The following is a 19,093-nucleotide window of genomic DNA, read 5'->3' on the forward strand; positions in this document are numbered from 1 at the left end:
GCGCGCGCGGCCCCATCCGCCTCAGCCCATGCGTTCGGAGGAGTAGGAGCCGGGCGAGGCCGGGAACACCACCGTCTTGTTGCCGTTGAGGAAGGAGCGGTGGTGGGCATGGGCGTGGATGGCCCGGGCCAGCACCTGGGCCTCGGTGTCGCGGCCCAGGCTCACGTAATCCTCGGCGCTCTGCGCATGGGTGATGCGCACGATGTCCTGCTCGATGATCGGGCCCTCGTCCAGCTCGGCCGTCACGTAATGCGCGGTGGCCCCGATCAGCTTCACCCCGCGCTCGAAGGCCTGCTTGTAGGGGTTCGCGCCCTTGAAGCTGGGCAGGAAGGAATGGTGGATGTTGATGATGCGCCCGGACATTTTCCGGCACATCTCGTCCGACAGGATCTGCATGTAGCGCGCCAGCACGATCAGCTCCGCCCCGGTCTCCTCCACCACGGCCATGATCTGCGCTTCGGCCCGGGGCTTGTTCTCCTTCGTCACGCGGATGCAGTGGAAGGGGATGTCGTGGTTCACCACCACCTTCTGGTAGTCCATGTGGTTGGAGATCACCGCCACGATGTCGATGGGCAGCGCCCCGATGCGCCAGCGGTAGAGCAGGTCGTTCAGGCAATGCCCGAAGCGCGACACCATGATGACCACTTTCATCTTCCAGGCCTCGTCATGGAAGGCGAAGGCCATGCCGAAGCGCTCGGCGATGCCGGCAAACTCCGCCTGCAGGGTGGCAAGGTCGGTGCCGGTCTCCGAGGTGCAGCTCACCCGCATGAAGAAGTTGCCGGTTTCCATGTCGTCGAACTGCGAGCTGTCGGTGATGTTGCAGCCCCGGTCGGCCAGGAAGGCCGAGATGGCGGCAACGATGCCGCGGGTGGACGGGCAGGTGACGGTGAGGCAGTACCTGGTCATCGGTGATCCTTCGGAATGCGGCCGGCCGGAGCTCCGGCCAGCGATCTGGGGCGCGCGCCGGGGCCCGGCGGTTCGGTCCCTGTCATGCCACGCGCGGAGGCGGGCGTCACGGCGTCAAGCGACGCGGCGGCGCCACCGCGCGACGCCCGCACCCCCGCCGCGCCGCCCGGGACCATCACCGCCGCAGCGCCCGGGACCCTCACCGGCCCACCGCCCGCGGCCCTCACCGGCGTGCGACCCGCGGCCTTGGTTGCCACCCGGTCCACTGCCCTCACCGCCACGCCGCCTGCGGCCTTCACCACCGCGCGCCCCGCGGCCTTCACCACCGCGCGCCCCGCGGCCTTCACCACCGCGCGCCCCGCGGCCTTCGCCGCCACGCGGCCCCCTGCCCTCACCACCACGCCGCCGGCAGCTTTCCCCGCCACACCGCCCGTTGCCCTGACCGTCGTGCCACCCGTGACCTTCGCCGCCACGCGCCTCGCTGCCCTCATAGACCCGCCGTCCGCATCTTTCCCCGCCACGCCGCCTGCGGCCTCCACCTTCGCGCGCCCCGCGGCCTTCACCACCGCGCTTCCCGCGGCCTTGGCTGCCGCGCGAGCCGCGGCTCTCATCACCCCGCCGCCCGCCGCTTTCCGCGCCACGCCACCCACGGCCTTCACCGCTGTGCCACCGGCGGCCCTCACGGCCGCGCCGCCTGCCGGGCCAGCGCCTGGTCCAGCACGTGCCACAGGCTCTGCGCCGCCGAGCGCATGCCCAGGAGGCTCAGGCGGTCCTCCGCCCGGCGCAGCACGAAGACCGACATGTGGTGCAGCCCGGTGCGCGCCGCCCGCCCGGGCGCGACGGCCGCGGGCGGCAGGTTCACCAGCCGCTCCAGCAGGGCCTCCACCGGCGCCGCCCCGGCCGTCGAGGCGATGTCGAAGGCCACCCAGCCGTCGGTCTGCTCGGTGACGGAGGTGCCGGGCGCGGCCGCGGCCACCAGGGCCGCGAAATCCTCGGTGCCCCGGCCCGGCGCCTCGATCATCCACTGCTCCGGCCCGGTCCAGAACGCGCCGGCACCGGCACCCGCCGCCAGCCCGCCCGGCCCGGGCAGCGCCAGCCCGAAAGGCGCCGGAACCGGCGCGCCACGCCGCAGCGCCAGCGAGGCCAGTGCCAGGTCCGGCGTCTCCTCCAGGCTCAGCACCCCGTGCACCGCCCGACGCGGCGCGCCGTCGCCCAGCGCGGTGACGGCGGCGAGCGGCGGGCCTGCCTCAAGGGGCGCACGGCCGCCCGAGGCAGACGGACGGCCGATGCCGTCGAAGGCAAGCCCGATGCCGCCAGGCGCGGCGGGACCGCCGGTGCCGCCCGCGACGGGGGGACCGCCGGAAACAGGGGGATCACCGGCGCTGTCGGCAGGAAACGGGGCGCTGGCACTGCCGGCGAAGTGCGCGATTCCGGCGGAGCGCGGGATGCCGGCACTGCCGCCGGGAAACGGAATGCCGGCGCTGCCAGCGGGAAGCGGGATGTCGGCGCTGCCGCCGGGAAGCGGGATGTCGGCGCCGCTGGCGGGACGTGGAATGTCGGCGCTGCCAACGGAGAGCGCACTTCCGGCGCTGACGGCGGAGAGCGCGGGGCCGGCGGACACGGGGGCACCGGCGGTGACGGAGGTGGGGCGAGTGTCAGCGCCATCGGCAGACAGGGCAGCGCCGGCCGAGGCGGGAATGCCGGCGGTGACGGAGGTGCCGGCGGCGATGGGGGCGCCAGCGGCTATGGGAGCGTTGGCGGCGATGGGAGCGCCAGCGGCGATGGGGGCGTCGGCCGTAACGGGAGTGCCGGAGATGCCGGCTGTGAGGGGAGTGCGGTCAGCCACGGAGACGTTCTCCTTCCGGGTCCACGAAATGCGCCGGGACCACGCGCAGCGCGGCGCTGTCGCCCTCCAGCGGGTTGGCGGCGAGGATTACCTCGCCCAGCCGCGCGTCCCCGCGCTCCAGGAAGCCCAGCCCGATGGCATGGCCCAGGTGCGGCGAGTGGCAGGCCGAGGTGACCCAGCCCTCGCTGCCCCGCAGGTCCTGCACGGCGCCGCGCGCGAAGAGATGCGCCCCGGGCGTCACGCGCCCGGCTTCGGCCACCGGCGCCAGCCCGACGAGGCGGCGCGCGTCGCCCGCCAGCCCGGCGCGGCGCGACATCACGGCGCCGATGGCGTCCTTCTTCGCCGAGACCATCCGCCCCAGCCCCAGCATGGCCGCGGTGCTCTGGCCGTTGATCTCGGCGCCCGCCGCGTGGCCCTTCTCGATGCGCAGCACCGAGAGCGCCTCCGTGCCGTAGGGGGTGGCCCCGAGGTCCGCGCCCGCCTCCACCAGCCGCTGCATCAGCGCCGCCCCGAAGCGCGCGGGCACCGCCAGCTCGTAGGCCAGCTCCCCGGAGAAGGAGATGCGGAACAGCCGGGCGCGCAGCCCCGCCACCCGCACCGCGCCGCAGGCCATGAAGGGGAAGGCTTCGTTCGAGAGGTCCGCCCCCTCCACCACCCGCTCCAGCAGCGCGCGCGAAGCGGGCCCCGCCACGGCGATCTGCGCCCAGGCGTCGGTGGTGGAGATGAGCTGCACGTCCAGCCCCGGCCACAGCCCCTGCCGGGCGAACTCCATGTGCCGGTACACCGCGCCCGCGTTCGCCGTGGTGGTGGTGACGACGAAATGCTCCGCCCCCAGCCGGGCGCAGGTGCCGTCATCCCAGGCGAACCCGTCCTCGCGCAGCATCAGCCCGTAGCGCACCCGGCCCACCTTCAGCGTGGACATGGTGTTGGCATAGATCCGGTCCAGGAACGGGGCCGCATCGGCGCCCTGCACGTCCACCTTGCCCAGGGTGGTCACGTCGCACAGGCCCACGGCGGCGCGCACGGCGCGGGCCTCGCGGTCCACGCTCTCGCGCCAGTGGGTCTCGCCGGGCCGCGGGAAATACTGCGCCCGCATCCAGGCCCCGGCCTCGGTGAACACCGCGCCGCGCGCGGCCGCCCAGCCATGCGTGGGCGTGAGGCGACGGGGGCGGAACTCCGGCCCGCTGTCCCCGCCGCCCAGCACCGAGAGCGACACGCCGGTGTAGGGCGGGCGGAACACCGTGGTTCCGGTCTGCGGAATGCTGCGGCCGGTGAGCCCGGCCATCACCGCGATGCCGGTCACGTTCGCGGTCTTGCCCTGGTCGGTGGCCATGCCCAGCGTGGTCCAGCGCTTGAGGTGCTCCACGGCGCGCATGTTCTCGCGGTGGGCGAGGGCGATGTCCTTCACCGTCACGTCGTTCTGGAAATCCACCCAGGCGCGGCGGCGGCCCGGCACGTGCCAGAGCGGTTCCTGGCGCAGGGGGGCGTCCTCGGCCTCCGGCAGGGCGGGGGCCGCGGCCCCGATGCCGATCTGCGCCAGCGCGGCGCGGGCGGCGCGCACGCCGTCGCGCAGCGCCGCGGCGGTGCTGCCCTGCCCGGCGCAGGCCCCGGCGGCGTGCAGGCCCGGAGGGCCCTCCGGCCCGGGCAGGAAGGCCGCGAGGCCGTCGTCCCACACCGGCCGCCCGCGGTGGTGCGAGGTGAGGTGCAGGTTCGGGTTCCAGCCGCCGGACACGCCGAGCGCCGCGCAATCGTGCCACTCCGCCCGCCCGCCGCGGCTGATCTCGATCGCGCGCAGCCCCAGCCTGCCGCGCGTGCCCGTCACCCGTGCCCCGGCGAAAACCTCGTAGCCCGCGCCGCGCGGCGCGTCCTCCCGGCTGTCGACCACGCCCAGCAGCGGCACGCCGGCGGCAAGCAGGTCACGCGCGGTGCGGTGGCCGTCGTCACCGCTGGTGAACACCGCCACCGGCCGGCCCGCCGGCGCCGGGCACACCGCCCAGCGGTTGGCATAGGCGCGCAGCGCGCCGGCCAGCATCACGCCCGGCCGGTCGTTGTCGGCGAAGGGAATATGGCGCTCGGTGGCGCCGGCGGCCAGCACGGTGCGGCGCGCGGTGATGCGCCACAGCGTCTGGCGCACCAGCGCGCCGGGCGCGGCCAGGTGGTCGGCCACCCGCTCCACCGCGCCGTAGACCCCGTGATCATAGGCGCCGAACACCGTGGTGCGCGGCAGGATGCGCACGCAGCCCAGGTGCTCCAGCTCGGCGCGCACTCGCGCCACCCAGGCCACCGCCGGGGCGCCGTCCAGCGGGTCGGCCTCCGCCAGCAGCCGGCCGCCCAGGGCGAAATCCTCCTCCGCCAGCACCACCCGTGCCCCGGCCCGCCCGGCGGTGAGCGCGGCGCTGAGCCCCGCCGCCCCGGCGCCGATCACCAGCAGGTCGCAGTGCAGGAAGCCGCGGTCGTAGCCGTCGGGGTCCGGCAGGCCGGAGAGCCGGCCCAGCCCGGCCGCGCGGCGGATCATCGGCTCGTAGACCCGCTCCCAGAAGGCGCGCGGCCACATGAAGGTCTTGTAGTAGAAGCCGGCCGCCAGGAAGGGCGCCGCGAGGTCGTTCACCGCCAGCAGGTCGCAGCGCAGGGACCCGAGGTGGTTCTGGCTGCGTGCCTCCAGCCCGTCGTAGAGCTCGGCCACCGTGGCGCGGGTGTTGGGTTCGGCCCGCGCGCCGGTGCGCAGTTCCACAAGCGCGTTCGGTTCCTCCGACCCGGCCGAGACCGGCCCGCGCGGCCGGTGATACTTGAAGCTCCGCCCCATCAGCGTCACGTCGCTGGCCAGCAGCGCCGAGGCCAGCGTGTCTCCCGGGTGGCCGGTGTAGGCGCGCCCGTCGAAGGTGAACCCCAGCGTGCGGCTGCGGTCGATGAGCCCGCCCGCGAGCCGGCTCATGACCGCCCCTCCGGCGCCACGTCACCCGTCGCGCCGCCCGCCATGCGCCCGCCCGCACCCCGCGCCGGGCCAGGGCTCCGGCCCTCGACCGCCCCGCGGATCACGTCGCCGTCCGGGCTCTCGGGCACCTCCCCCGCCGGACCGGCGTTCGGCGCCCCGGAAAGGCTCCGCGCCGCGCCCCCGGACAGGTTGCCCGACAGTCCGGGGCCCGGGTCTCCGCCCATGCCGCCCGCCACCGCGCCGTCCACCGCATCGCGGCTCGCCGCGTTCGCCACCGCGCCATCCGCCGCATCACGGCCCACGCCGTCCGCCACCGCGCCATCCGCCGCATCGCGGCCCATGCCGCCCGCCACCGCGCCTTCCGCCACATCGCGGCCCGCGCCGTCCGCCACCGCGCCTTCCGCCACATCGCGGCCCGCGCCGTCCACCACCGCGCTGTCCGCCCCATCGCGGCCCATGCCGCCCGCCACCGCGCCGTCCACCGCATCGCGGCTCGCGCCGTCCGCCATCGCGCGGCCTGCGCCGCCTGTCACCTCGCGGCCCGTGCTCCGCGCGCCGGCCTCGCTCCTCGGCACGTCGCGCGCCAGTTCCGCGCGCAAGATCTCGTGAGTGAGCGTGTTGCGCGTGACCACCAGCCAGGAGCGGTCGCCCTGCTCGTGGAACCACAGTTCGCGGTGCAGCCCGGCGGGGTTGTCGCGCAGGTAGACGTAGTCGCAGAAGGCGGCCTCCGCGCCCGGTGCCTCCGGGTCCGGCCGGGCCAGCAGGGCGGCGTCGCCGAGACAGGTGAACTCCTGCGCGTCACGCAGGCCGAGAAGGGGATGGGGGATCAGCATGCGCGCGCCTCAGTGCAGGTTGGGCTGGGCGCCGGCGCCCCGCTCATCGATGACATGGCCGCGGGCGAACCGGTCCAGCCGGAAGGCGGTGGCGGTCTCGTGGCTCTCGCCGGTCGCCAGCAGATGCGCGAAGGCCCAGCCGGAAGCGGGCGTGGCCTTGAACCCGCCGTAGCACCAGCCGCCGTTGAGGTAGAGCCCGTCGACCGGGGTGCGGTCGATGATCGGCGAGCCGTCCATGGTCATGTCCACCAGCCCGCCCCAGGCGCGCAGCAGCCGCGCGCGGCCCAGCATCGGCATCAGCGCCATGCCCCCCTCCGCCACGTCCTCCACCACGGCGAGGTTCCCGCGCTGCGCGTAGGAATTGTAGCCGTCGATGTCGCCCCCGAACACCAGCCCGCCCTTGTCGGACTGCGAGATGTAGAAATGCCCGGCGCCGAAGGTGATCACCCCGGGGATGACCGGCTTCAGCCCCTCGGAGACGAAGGCCTGCAGCACGTGGCTCTCCAGCGGCAGGCGCAGCCCGGCGAGGCCCATCACCCGGCCCGAGGAGCCGGCCACCGCCACGCCCACGCGCCCGGCGCCGATGTAGCCGCGCGTGGTCTCCACCCCGCGCACCCGGCCGGCCTCGATGCGAAAGCCGGTCACCTCGCAGTTCTGGATCAGGTCCACGCCGCGCGCATCGGCACCGCGGGCATAGCCCCAGGCCACGCCGTCATGCCGCGCGGTGCCGGCACGGGCCTGCATCAGCCCGCCCTTCACCGGGAAGCGGGCATTGTCGTAGTTCAGGAACGGGATCATGGCGCGCAGCTCCTCGCGCCCCAGCAGCCGCGCGTCCGCGCCGGCCAGCAGCATCGCGTTGCCCCGGCGGCGGTAGGCGTCGCGCTGCGCATCGGTGTGGTAGAGGTTCACGATGCCGCGCTGGCTCACCATGGAGTTGAAGTTGGTCTCCTGCTCCAGCCGCTCCCAGAGCTTCATGGAGAACTCGTAGAACGGCTCGTTGCCCGGCAGCAGGTAGTTGGAGCGGATGATGGTGGTGTTGCGCCCGGTGTTGCCGCCGCCCAGCCAGCCCTTCTCCAGCACCGCCACCCGGGCGGCGCCGAATTCCTTCGCCAGGTAGAAGGCGGTGGCCAGCCCGTGCCCGCCGCCGCCCACGATGACGATGTCATACTGCGGCTGCGGCGCCGGGCTCCGCCACAGCGGCCCCCAGCCCCTGTGCCCCCTCAGGGCTTCCCGCATGACCCGAAAACCGGAGAATCTCATGATGCCTGCTCCTTCACCGGGCGGAGGATCGCCGGGCGGGCGGGCGAAATCTGTTGCCGTTCACGCCGCTTTCGTGACATTTCGGGACATGGCCTCCATCCCTCTTCCGCCCGCCGCCCCGCAACGCATCGGCTTCCTGTTCGTGGAGGATTTCGCGCTGATGTCCGCCGCCTCGGCGGTGGAGCCGCTGCGCGCGGCCAACCTGCTCAGCGGGCGGCGGCTCTACCAGCCGGAGTTCCTTTCCGCCGAAGGGGGGTGGCTGCACAGCTCAGTGCACGGGGCGTTCCACACCACGGCATTCGCCCGGATGGGCAGCCCGCCGGACATGCTCTTCGTGGTGGCCGGCGGAAACCCGCTCGGCTTCGACGACCCGCGCCTCTTCTCCTGGCTGCGCCGGCTCGACAGGGGCGGCACCCCGCTGGGCGGCATCTCCGGCGGCGCGGCCATCCTTGCCGCCGCCGGGGTGATGGACCGCCGCCGCTACACCGTGCACTGGATGCATGTGGACGAGATGCGCGCGCTCTACCCGGAGGCGATGATCGAGCGCCGGCTGTTCGTGATCGACCGTGACCGCTACACCTGCGCCGGCGGCATGGCGCCGCTGGACATGATGCACGCGCTCATTACCGCGCGGCACGGCGCCGCCCTCGCCGGGGCGGTGAGCGACTGGTTCATCCATACCGGCATCCGCGAAGCCGGCGCCCCGCAGCAGGCGGACCCGGTGCTGAGCTACGGCGTGCATCACCCCGCCCTGGTGGCCATGCTGGGGCTGATGACCAGCCATATCGCCGACCCGCTCACCCTCGACGACCTTGCCAAGCTCAGCGGGGTGAGCGCGCGCCAGCTCGAACGCCTGTCGAAGGTCGGGCTGGGGGCGGGGGTGATGCGTTTCTACCGCGACCTGCGGCTGGACAAGGCGGAGGAGATCCTGCGGCGGACCGGCCTCTCGGTGGAGAGCATCGCCCAGGCCACCGGCTTCGCCGACCGCAGCCATTTCTCCCGCGCCTTCCGCCGCCGCTTCGGCACAGGCCCGGCCACCCGGCGCCGCGCGCTGCCCGGGCCCGGCGCCGGGGCGGAACAGTGACAATCTCGCACCGGAGGGTGAGCCGGGCCGGCAGCGGCCCGCCGCTTGCCTCTCCGGCGCAGAGGAGCGACAGCCCCGGCGCCGCGGCTTCCGGGCCGGGGCCCGAGGCGGCGCGGTGGGGAACAGCCGATCATCCCGGCACCTCCGGGCGTCTCATGCGCGGAAGCCCCGGCCCTGCGGCCCGGGCCGGCACCGTTCGGCATGTTCTGCACGCCCGGTGTCCTCTGTTGCGACGATGGGGGGAGAGCCTCCGGGGCTGGCGGCGGCAGGTCGTTGCGGCGGCTCCCCACTCCAGCGAAACGCCGCTCCGGGCGGCCGCCCGGTCCGACCGCCCCAGACGCCCGCGCCATCGCGCGGTGCGCGCCGGGGACGGGCAGAGGCCCGTCTCAAGCCTTGCGGGTGAACAGCCCGGCCAGCGGCTCCAGCACATAGGCGACCACCGGCAAGAGCAGGGCTCCGATGGCAAGGCCGATCACCCCGTCGATGGTCGCCGTCACCAGCCATTCCACGGAGGCCGCCACCTGTTCGGGAACCGCCTCCGCCGCGGCCACGGCGAGGTGGTGGATGCCGAGGTAGGGCCCCTCCAGGCCCAGTTCATACGCGCCATGCGTGATGATGGACCCGCCGACCCAGATCATCGCCGCCGTGCCCACGATCACCAGCAGCTTCAGGAACCACGGCATGTAGCGCACCACGCCCCGCCCCAGCCCGCGCAGCAGCGCCGAGCCGGAGCGCCTGGCGAGGGCGAGCCCCGCGTCATCGGCCTTCACGATCAGCCCGACCACGCCGTAGACCACGAAGGTGATCGCCGCCCCGGCCAGCGCCAGCGCACAGGCCTCGATCCAGATCGACTGGCCCTTCGGCAGGGCCGAGAGGATGATGGTCATGATCTCGGCGGAGAGGATGAAATCCGTCTTGATCGCGCCGCGCACCTTGCTCTCCTCCAGCCGGGCGCCCTGGAGCTTCTGGTCGTAGAGCTCCTCCTCATGGTGGTCGGCCGGGTTGAGCACGTGCCAGACCTTCTCCGCCCCCTCGAAGCACAGATAGGCGCCGCCCAGCATCAGCAGCGGCGAGATCGCCCAGGGCGCGAAGGCCGAGAGCAGCAGCGCCACCGGCAGCAGGATGACGATCTTGTTGAACAGCGAGCCGCGCGCGATCTTCCACACGATCGGGAGCTCGCGATCCGCGCTGAAGCCCTGCAGGTATTTCGGGGTGACCGCGGCATCGTCGATCAACGCCCCCGCGGCCTTGGAGGACGCCTTCACCGCCTGCCCCACGACATCGTCCACCGAGGCGGACGCGACCTTCGCGATCGCTGCCACATCGTCGAGTAGCGCCAGAAGTCCGCTCATGCCCTGCCCTTCGCCGGTTGACCCTGGCACAAGGATAGCGCGGCCCGGCCACCCGGCAATGAGCCGGAAGGACGCGCCCCGGCGCACCGGCCCCGTGCACGGCACCCTGAAGGCGCGCGCCATGGCCCCGGGGGGAGCGGCGGCGCCCGGGGCCGCGCGCCGTCTCCGGGATGGACGGCATTCACCTGAATTCACTCTTGCGTCAGGGCCGGGCACCGGTCCAGAATCGGCGGAAATCCGCCCCCGTCCGCAATACGCGGGGCCTGACCAGAACGGGGAGACGCCAGATGTCCACTGTACGCACGCCGCTCGAAGAGGCGATCGCCACATCGAAGAGCAACCGCAACGCCCGCCCCCCCGTGCGCGGCGCGGAGAACCGGCTGGAGCCGGAGTGCTGGCCCGCGCTCAACCCCGGGTTCACCTTCGACCAGGACTCGGGGATGTTCGTGATCGGCTCCTGCTTCGCGACCAACATCGAGAACTACCTGGAGGCGCGCGGCTATACCATGCTGTCGCGCAACGCCATCAAGGGCAGTTCCGTGCTGCCCGGGCACCTGAACAAGTACACCCCGGCCGCGATCCACCAGGAGGTGTCCTGGGCCCGCGCGATCTATGACCGCGACGACAGGATGACCGAGGAGGACGCCCGCGCCGTGCTGTTCATCTGCGAGGACGGCCGCGCCATCGACACCCAGTTGCATGTCTTCGAGCAGAAGCCGCTGGAGGAGGCGATCGAGCGCCGCCGCGTGGTCTACCAGACCTACCGCAACCTGTTTCGCGCCGACGTGGTTGTGATCACCCTCGGGCTCATCGAGGCCTGGTGGGACGACGTGCTGAAGATCTACATCCAGGAAACCCCCACCCGCCCGATGCAGCGCGAGGCCGGGCGGTTCTTCTTCGAGCGGCTGAGCTTCGCGAAATGCATGGGTTTCATGCGCGAGACCATCGAGCTGATCACCCGGGACCGGTCGCCCAACATCCTGATCACCACCTCGCCGGTGGTGCTCTCGCGCACCTATACCAGTGACGACGTGCTCATCGCCAACACCCATTCCAAGGCGGTGCTGCGCGCGGTGACCGGCGAACTGGTCGCCGAATACCCGACTCTCGACTATTTCCCGAGCTTCGAGAGCGTGATGCTCACCCGCTCAAACAGCGTGTGGCAGGACGACCTGAAGCATGTCTCCGAGCAGTTCATCCACCGGATCATGGCCCGGGTGGAGGAGACCTACACCGGTGTCGACACCTCGCAGGAGCGGATGCTGGGCGACCTGGAGGGCCGGTTCATCGAGGCCGTGCAGGCGCATGACTTCGCGGCCGCCGGCGCGGCCTATGACCAGATCGTCTCGCCGCTCACCCACACCAGCGACAACTTCCACACCCTTGCGGCGGTGGTTGCCGCCGAGCGCGGCCAGACGGATCTCGCCCGCGCGCATCTGGAGGCCGACACCGGCGAGAAGGACAAGGCCGGGCTGAACCAGCTCGAATTCCTGCGCTACAGCGTGTGGAAGCAGATCGGCGGCCGCGAGCTGGGCGAGAAGTGGCTGGACGAGAACCTGCGCCGGCGCAACTGGTTCCGCGCCTCGGTGGTTCACCGCTCCACGCGCTGGCTGCTGACCGAGCGCAAGTCCGAGGACGCGGTCGAGATCCTGATGAAGGTCGATCCGGCCAAGGTGAAGGCCTCCGCGCTGCTCAACCGCTTCGCCGAAATCCTGAACCGGCACGGCCAGCGGCCGCTCGCGCTGGAGTTCCTCACCCATGTTCCGGAGAACGAGCGAATCGAGCTGAAGGACCGCTCCGCCCCGCGCCTCGCCCGGGCCGGCGGCATGCTCGGGCGCCTGTTCGGCTGACGGGCGCCGCGGCGCGGCCCCGCGCCGGCCCGGATCCGGACGCGACACCCGGATCCGGACCCGAGACCCGAGACCCGAGACCCGAGACCCGAGACCCGAGACCCGAGACCCGAGACCGCGGGCACACCCTCCGGCCCCCGGCCGCAAGGCCTTCAGCCCTGCCCGCCTGCGAGGCGGATCAGGAGCACGGTGCCGTCGGTGTGCCAGGCGGTGCCCGAGCGGTCGTCCCGCCCCCGCCGCGGCGCGCGGGAGACAGGCGCGCGCGGGCCGTCGAAGCGGGCGAGCGCCCGGACCGCGCCGCGTCGGCCGACCAGTCCGCGGGGTGGCCCGAGGGCGCGAAGGCCCAGGCCACGATGGGTCCGCCGGCGGCGTCCTGCCCGGCGCTCCAGAGCCGCAGGATGGCGCCGGAGCCGGGGGCGCGCAGGGTCACGTCCGCCGGGCGCGCGGCGCGGAAGGCCAGCGGCACCGTCGCCCCGGCGCGGCGGGCCCCCGTCAGGTCCTCGCGCAGCGCGGCGAACACGGAGAGCGGGCCCGGGTCCGGGATGCGCGCCCAGCCGCCACCGGCGAGGCGCCGCGCGACGTCCGCAGCCGCGGCCCCGGTGGAGACGACCGATACCGGCGGCAGGGCCGCGCCGCCGAGGGTGAGAACCTCCACCGGGAAGGCCCCGGTGCCGATGGCGCCGGGCAGGTCGGAGAGCACCGTGGCGGGGCCGGTCTCACGCACCGCCGGGCTGGGACGGTGCGTAGCGCCGGCCCAGGCGGCGGCGAGCAGGCAGGCGCCCAGCACCGCGAGGCCCGGCACAGCCCGGCGCCGCCCGCCGGCCGCCACGCGCGGCCGCACGCCCTCGGACACCGCGAGGCCGATCACCAGCCAGATGCCGCCCACCACCCAGCCGTTCAGCACGTCGGAGAGGAAATGCTCCGCGAGGTAGAGCCGCGTGAGCCCCAGCCCGAAGGCCACGCCCACGCCGGCCGAGATCGCCAGGGTCGGCCCGATCAGCCGCTCGCGCCAGAGCATCAGCGCGAGACTGCCGTAGAGGGCGGTGGAGATGGCGGCGTGGCCGGAGGGGAAGCTGGCCGAGGTTTCGAGGAAGTAGCCGATCGCGGGCCTGTCCCGCCCGAAGGCGAGCTTCAGCAGGGTCACCGTCACCGCATTGCCCAGCGCCGCGCAGGCCAGCCCCGCGGCGGCGGCGCGCCGCCCGAACCCGGCGAAGGCCGCAACGCTGCCCAGCGCCACCAGCGTCGCCACCGGCACGTAGCCCAGCCGGGTGAACCAGGCTGCCAGCCGCAGCCCGTCCGGCGTCCACCAGGCATGGGCGAGGTTCGAGACCCGGTGGTCCAGCGCCGCCGTGCCCGGCACGAAGGCGAGGTCCAGCGCGCCGTCCACGAACAGGCCGACGAGGTAGACCAGCAGCACCGCGATGCCGGTCAGCATCAGCCCGCCGCCCTGCCCCGGGTCCAGCCGCCGCGCGAGGCCGGCCGCAAGGCGCGGATGCCACCCGGCCAAGCGCCGCAGCGGCGGCCAGTCGGCCAGCGCCGCGCGCAGCGCGCCCAGGGCATCGCGCAGCGCCGGGGCGCCGCGCCGCGCGCGCCGGGTGATCGCCCGGGTGACCAGCACCAGCGCCGCCAGCAGCACCAGCGGCAGCACCGGCCGGGGCAGGTAGGGCGTGACGCGGGCCAGAATATCCGCCGCCAGGTAGCCCAGCGCCAGATGCACCAGCCCGCCGACCAGCCCGCCGAGGATGTTCCAGGCCACGAAGCGCCGCCGCCCCATCCCCGAAAGCGCCGCCGCCAGCGCGGTCAGGCCGCCGACCGGCCCGAGAAGCCGCCCGATCACCAGCGCCGGCGGGCCATGGGTGCGCACCAGCGCCTGCGCCCGCTGGGCGGCGCGCCCGGGCGGCATCCGCGTCCTCAGGCCCGCCAGCCGGCCGCTGCGCCAGCTCGCCTCGCCGCCCAGGACGGCGCCCGCCGCCGCGAAGCCCCAGAGGGCCAGCACATCGGGATACCCCAGCCGGGCCAGCGCACCGCCCGCCACCACCACCAGCGCGCCCGGCAGCACCACCCCGGTGACCCAGAAGCCCTCCAGGAAGGCCGCGAGACCGATGATCCAGCAGGACCAGAGGCCCAGCGGCGCCAGCACGGGCAGGACATGGGAGGCAAGAAAGGACATCGGCGGGCCGGGCTCCTGCGTGAAAGCGTCATGTGCGGCGCGGACGGACCGGGCCGGGCCTCCACAGGTGTATCGGGCCAGCGCCCCCGCCGCCACGGGCTCCGCGACGGATCCGGGAACGGCATCGGCCGGGCGCCGCCCCCCGGTGAGCCGCCGGGGCCGGGCCACCGGCGCGCTCCCCCGGTTTCGCCCGCGCGCTCCCCCGGTGCCGCTGCGGGAGTGACGGACCGCGAGGCAGGACAAGCCGGCCTCCGACCGCTATGCTCCAGGCCATGAAGACCCGAAGCAAGGCGGCGCTGTTCCGGCCACTGGAACTGCCCTGCGGCACCATCCTGAGGAACCGCATCGCGAAATCCGCGATGTCGGACTCGCTGGGCGACGGCCGCGGAGACCCGACGGAGGCGCAGATCCGGCTCTACGAACGCTGGGCGGCCGGCGGGCTGGCCGTCTCCATCGTCGGCGAGGTGCAGGGCAGCCCGCATTTCGCCGAGAAGCCGGGAAACCTCGTGCTCGGGCCGGGCTCGGACGCGGCGCGGTTCCGGGCCCTGGCCCGTGGCGGCTCCGCCAACGGCGCTCAGTTGTGGCTGCAGCTCGGCCATGCCGGGGCGATGGCCTATCCGCCCACCAGCGGCCCCAGGGGGCCGAGCGCGCTCGACAGTCCCGGGCTCACCTGCTCCGCCCTGACGGTGCGCGAGGTGCAGAGCCTGCCATCGGAATTCGCGCGCACCGCACGCCTCGCGCAGGACTACGGCTTCGGCGGCGTCGAGATCCACGCGGCGCACGGCTTCCTGCTGAGCCAGTTCCTCTCCCCGCTCTTCAACAGGCGGCAGGACAGGTACGGCGGCGCCCTTGCGAACCGCATGCGGCTGCTGCTCGAGGTCGTCGCGGAGGTCCGCGAGGCCGTCGGGCCGCGCTTCCCCGTCGCGATCAAGCTCAACGCCACCGATCAGCTGGAGGGCGGTTTCGCCGCGGACGATGCGCGCGCCGTCGTCGCGACCCTGGACCGGTCCGGGCTCGACCTGATCGACATCAGCGGCGGCACGTATTTCCCCGGAGCCCGCTCCGCATCGGACGGCACGGGCCGGGGGCCGTATTTTCTCGATTTCGCCGAAAGTGTGAGGCCGCTGACCCGGACGCCGCTCATGGTCACGGGGGGCTTCAAGACCCTGCGGCAGGCAGCGGATGCGCTCGACCGGGGCGTCGACATGATCGGCCTCGCGCGCGCGCTGGTGCTGGAGCCGGCGCTGCCGAACGGCTGGCGCTCCGGCACAGCGGGCGACCCTGCCTTCCCGACGCTCCAGAACCCGCCGGAAGGCGGGCTCACCGCCTGGTACACCATGCGCCTGACGCAGATCGCCGGGAATTGCGAGACATCGGATGTGGGAGACCCGGAAGCGGCCCTGCGGGCCTGTGACGCGCGCGACGCTGCCCGGATTGCCCCGTGGAACGCCCGCGCCCGGGCCTGGCCCGAGGCCGGCTGAGCGAAGCGGGCCTTCGGGTGCGGAGGCGTGAGACCGGGGATGTGGGGGCACGGTGACGGCGCCTCACCCCGAACTGGCACCGGTGAACCGCACCTGCCCTGCCGAAGACCCGGCATTCCGCTGATGTTTCGTGAAGCGGGCGCGGCGCGGCGTCACAACCAGGCTGTTCACCGCACGCGGAGACCCGACCATGCCAGGGCGCCCGAGGGGCTGCCCATGGCGCGCGCAGGCAAGTGCCCTTGCGCTGAACATGTTGAAATCATGGTCGGAGTGAGAGGATTCGAACCTCCGGCCCCTGCCTCCCGAAGACAGTGCTCTACCAAGCTGAGCTACACTCCGTACCGTGTGCAGCCTGATAGCGAAGTGCCGGAGCAAGTGCAAGCGGCAAAAATGGCCCCGGCGCATTCACCGGCCGGAGGCCACCAGGAAGCCGATCACGGCCGCCACGGCGAGGCCCGCCGCCACCGCCGCGGCGATCTTCCAGGCCGACCAGGGGCGCTGGCCGCGGACCTGCCCGGTGCGGCCGTTCACCACGAACCGGTAGGACGTGCCGCGGTAGCGGTAGGCCGCGGTCCAGACCGGCAGAAGGATGTGCTTGAAGGTGATCGCGTCGATTCGCGTGTCGATGGACTGGATGCGCTGCTCGTCGCCGCCGATGTCGAAGCGCACGTCGCGCTGGATGGTGCGGTCGATGACCTGGCGCGCCTCGGCGAAGCCCTCGTCCAGCGGCACGGTGTAGGCCTCGGCGCGGAACCCGGCGAGGAACTCCGGCCGGTAGGGTTCCAGCGCGGAGAGGTCCCAGGGGGCGAGGCCCTCGGCCTCGTCCGTCTCCAGGCTGCGGGAGGCGAGCACGAGCACGTCGTCGAAGACGCGGTTCACCCGGCCCGAGGCAGGGCGCCAGCGGATGCGGCGCTCCTGTCGCATCACCGTCACCGGCTTGCCGTCGCGCATCACGGTCATCGGGCGGGTGACGTAATAGGCGTCGCCCCGCTGGCCGGTGTAGCTGCTGTCGGTACGCGCGTCATAGGTCCAGTAGGGGGTGTAGATGCCCTGCATGGCGCGCCCCGCGCGGGCGTATTGGGCAAGTCCCGAGGGGGCGAACCACAGCTTGCCCAGCCAGCGGTTCATCGCGGCGCGGGCCTGGGCCTCGTCGAGCAGGAAGGGGAGCACGCCGCGCGGCTTGATGTGGCGGTTCGCCCCGGTGTCGGTGACCACGGGGCTGGCGCAGAACGGGCACTCGGCGGCGTGGGTGTCGGGGGCGAACTCGAACTCGGCGCCGCAGCTCTGGCAGGTGACGGTGCGGCTCTCCTCCATCTCCTGGGTGTCCAGCGCACCGGCGAGGGCGGCGCGGAAATCGAGCTCGGCGATGACCGGGCTGCCCCAGGGGCCGCCCTCGGCATGCATGTCCTCGGTATGGCCGCAATGGTCGCAGGTGAGCAGGTCCTGCGCAGGGGCATAGCGCATGTCCGACCCGCAGGTGGGACAGGGGAAGCGGTGTTCGGAGGGTCCGTCCATGGGGCTGCGCTCAGCCCTCCGGTGCCGGGGGCGGCGGAGGCGGCGGCGGCATCACGGTGAAGAGCCGGGCGAGCTCGTCGATCTCGCCGGCAGCGGTCCAGCCGTCGAGCCCGGGGGACCAGACCAGCGTGGCGCGGGTGAGCGCGCCGGTGCCGGCCATGCGGCCCAGCGCGGCCTTCGAGAACGGGCCCTTCGTCTCGCCGCGCTCGGCGATGTGCCAGACGCGCTCGGGCTCGGGCGGGGGCGGCGGTGCGGCGGGGCCGGGCGCGGTGGCGGCGGCCATGCGGCGCGACATCTCCATGCCCATGCCGATCCCGAGCCCCGCGCCCATGTCCGAGCCGGGGGTACGGGCGGCGTCGCGCATCGCCTCGGCGGCGTTGAACTCCGTCCAGCGCGAGAGATCGCCCGCGACACCCATGGAGGTGCGGCGGTCGAGCGCCTTCTCCACCTCGTCGGGGAGCGAGATGTTCTCGACGAAGAGCGCCGGCATCTCCAGCCCGAAGGCCTCCAGCTCCGGCGCGATGCGGTCGCGCAGCAGGCGGCCGAGCTCGTCGGTGTTCGCCGCCATGTCGAGCACCGGGATGCCGGAGGCGGCAATCTTGTTGGTGAAGCGCGAGACGATGATGTTGCGCAGCTGGCTGGTCACCTCGTCGGTGGTGAACTCGCCGTCGGTGCCGACGATCTCGCGCAGGAACAGCGCGGGGTCCTTCACCCGGACGGTGTAGGTGCCGAAGGCGCGCAGGCGCACCGGGCCGAACTCCGGATCGCGGCAGATGATCGGGTTGCGCGTGCCCCACTTCAGGTCCTGGAAGCGGACGGTGGAGACGTAGTAAATCTCGGACTTGAAGGGCGAGCGGAAGCCGTGGTCCCAGTGCTGAAGGCTGGTCATCACCGGCATGTTGTTGGTCTCGAGCATGTAGAGACCGGGGGTGAAGACATCCGCGAGCTTGCCCTCGTGCACGAAGACGGCGGCCTGGCCCTCGCGCACGGTGAGCTTGGCGCCGTACTTGATCTCGTGGCCGTAGCGGGGGAAGCGCCAGACCATGGTGTCGCGGGTGTCGTCGGTCCACTCGATGACATCGATGAACTGGCCGGACAGGAAATCGAACAGGCCCATCAGCGGTATCTCCCTTCTCAGCGGCGCGCGCTCCTTACGTAGTGTCGCGCCGGGCGGAGGCAATCCCGGGGGCCGGCGCGGACAGCCGCGACAGGGCGGCGCCTTCACGCCGCGTGCGAGGCCGGGAGCATTGCAGGCGCGGCTCGCGGCGCGGCCCGAAGCCCGCCCGTCACGCCCGGCTCCGCAGCCGGGAGCCTTCCCCTCGGGGGGCATCGAGCCCCCGCTCGGGGAACGAGGCCGCGGGGCGCGGCCCGGGCGCCCTGCCCCGGCCGGGGGCGGGGCTCAGTCGTCCTCCACCCGCCCGCGCAGGGATTTCACCTGGCCGCGCTGGGTCTTGGCGGCGAGGCGGCGGCGCTGGGAGCCGAGCGTGGGCCGGGTGGGCACGCGCTTCTTCGGGCGCTCCGCGGCAGCGGCCAGCAGGGCGACGAGCTTCTCCATCGCGTCCTCGCGGTTGCGCGATTGCAGGCGGTGGCGGTCCGAGGTGATGATGAGCGCGCCCTCGGTGGTCCAGCGCCGGCCGGCGAGGCGGCGCAGCCGGGCCTTCACGTCCCCCGGCAGGTTGGGCGAGCGGGCGGCCTCGAAGCGCAGCTCCACGGCGGTGGAGACCTTGTTCACGTTCTGCCCGCCCGGGCCGGAGGCGCGGGTGAAGGTTTCGGTGATCTCCCAGGGGGCGATCGAGATCTGGTCGGTGATGCGGATCATGCGCCTTCCCTGCCACAGGGCCGCGTCGCTGGAAAGCCCGGGCGG

12 protein-coding genes, 1 tRNA gene and 1 pseudogene are annotated in these 19,093 nt (G+C 73.5%); 3 read left to right on the forward strand and 11 right to left on the reverse strand.

The window, feature by feature from the left end:
- Positions 1-21: 21 nt before the first annotated feature.
- The 5 genes and pseudogenes from purU to FDP22_RS01345 all read right to left on the reverse strand — a co-directional run bounded on the left by purU (position 22) and on the right by FDP22_RS01345 (position 7,777).
- Positions 22-906 (reverse strand): formyltetrahydrofolate deformylase, encoded by an 885-nt coding sequence (purU, locus tag FDP22_RS01325; protein ID WP_138578795.1) that lies wholly within the window; start codon positions 904-906, stop codon positions 22-24.
- A 679-nt stretch (positions 907-1,585) separates the two neighbouring features.
- On the reverse strand, positions 1,586-2,752 hold the full coding sequence (locus FDP22_RS24785) for a sarcosine oxidase subunit gamma (RefSeq protein WP_239031836.1): 1,167 nt from the start codon (positions 2,750-2,752) through the stop codon (positions 1,586-1,588).
- Positions 2,745-5,684: a sarcosine oxidase subunit alpha family protein gene (locus tag FDP22_RS01335; protein ID WP_138578799.1), complete on the reverse strand. Its 2,940-nt coding sequence runs from the start codon at positions 5,682-5,684 to the stop codon at positions 2,745-2,747. The genes FDP22_RS24785 and FDP22_RS01335 overlap by 8 nt, the downstream gene beginning before the upstream one ends.
- Positions 5,685-6,232: 548 nt before the next feature.
- Positions 6,233-6,517: pseudogene (locus FDP22_RS01340) on the reverse strand (sarcosine oxidase subunit delta); the annotation flags it as partial.
- Positions 6,518-6,526: 9 nt separating this feature from the next.
- Positions 6,527-7,777: a sarcosine oxidase subunit beta family protein gene (locus tag FDP22_RS01345; protein WP_138578801.1), complete on the reverse strand. Its 1,251-nt coding sequence runs from the start codon at positions 7,775-7,777 to the stop codon at positions 6,527-6,529.
- Between the two features lie 88 nt (positions 7,778-7,865).
- Here FDP22_RS01345 and FDP22_RS01350 point away from each other — a divergent pair, with 88 nt between their 5' ends.
- Positions 7,866-8,861 (forward strand): GlxA family transcriptional regulator, encoded by a 996-nt coding sequence (locus tag FDP22_RS01350; RefSeq protein ID WP_239031837.1) that lies wholly within the window; start codon positions 7,866-7,868, stop codon positions 8,859-8,861.
- Positions 8,862-9,247: 386 nt separating this feature from the next.
- Here the strand turns inward: FDP22_RS01350 and FDP22_RS01355 are convergent, their stop codons facing one another.
- Complete coding sequence (locus FDP22_RS01355) at positions 9,248-10,213, reverse strand: DUF808 domain-containing protein (protein ID WP_138578803.1); 966 nt, start codon at positions 10,211-10,213, stop codon at positions 9,248-9,250.
- Positions 10,214-10,500: 287 nt separating this feature from the next.
- Here FDP22_RS01355 and FDP22_RS01360 point away from each other — a divergent pair, with 287 nt between their 5' ends.
- Positions 10,501-12,063 carry a GSCFA domain-containing protein gene (locus FDP22_RS01360; protein WP_170317547.1) on the forward strand — a complete coding sequence of 521 codons (1,563 nt, stop codon included), beginning with the start codon at positions 10,501-10,503 and terminating at the stop codon, positions 12,061-12,063.
- Between the two features lie 178 nt (positions 12,064-12,241).
- On the opposite strand, the gene FDP22_RS01365 is transcribed toward FDP22_RS01360, so the two are convergent.
- A complete protein-coding gene (locus tag FDP22_RS01365) occupies positions 12,242-14,233 on the reverse strand; it encodes a phosphatase PAP2 family protein (RefSeq protein ID WP_138578807.1) in 1,992 nt (663 codons plus the stop codon).
- A gap of 272 nt (positions 14,234-14,505) precedes the next feature.
- Here FDP22_RS01365 and FDP22_RS01370 point away from each other — a divergent pair, with 272 nt between their 5' ends.
- A complete protein-coding gene (locus tag FDP22_RS01370) occupies positions 14,506-15,714 on the forward strand; it encodes an oxidoreductase (protein WP_138578809.1) in 1,209 nt (402 codons plus the stop codon).
- A 262-nt stretch (positions 15,715-15,976) separates the two neighbouring features.
- Here the strand turns inward: FDP22_RS01370 and FDP22_RS01375 are convergent.
- From FDP22_RS01375 to arfB, 4 genes are all read right to left on the reverse strand, one after another.
- Positions 15,977-16,053, reverse strand: a tRNA-Pro gene (locus FDP22_RS01375).
- Positions 16,054-16,119: 66 nt separating this feature from the next.
- A complete protein-coding gene (locus tag FDP22_RS01380) occupies positions 16,120-17,229 on the reverse strand; it encodes a TFIIB-type zinc ribbon-containing protein (RefSeq protein WP_138578811.1) in 1,110 nt (369 codons plus the stop codon).
- 10 nt (positions 17,230-17,239) lie between these two features.
- Positions 17,240-18,346: an SPFH domain-containing protein gene (locus tag FDP22_RS01385; protein WP_138578813.1), complete on the reverse strand. Its 1,107-nt coding sequence runs from the start codon at positions 18,344-18,346 to the stop codon at positions 17,240-17,242.
- A 282-nt stretch (positions 18,347-18,628) separates the two neighbouring features.
- Positions 18,629-19,048, reverse strand: coding sequence for an alternative ribosome rescue aminoacyl-tRNA hydrolase ArfB (arfB, locus tag FDP22_RS01390; protein ID WP_138578815.1), 420 nt, complete (start codon positions 19,046-19,048; stop codon positions 18,629-18,631).
- Between the last annotated feature and the right edge of the window lie 45 nt (positions 19,049-19,093).

This window comes from Paroceanicella profunda (assembly GCF_005887635.2).
GTDB classification, from domain to species: Bacteria; Pseudomonadota; Alphaproteobacteria; order Rhodobacterales; family Rhodobacteraceae; genus Paroceanicella; species Paroceanicella profunda.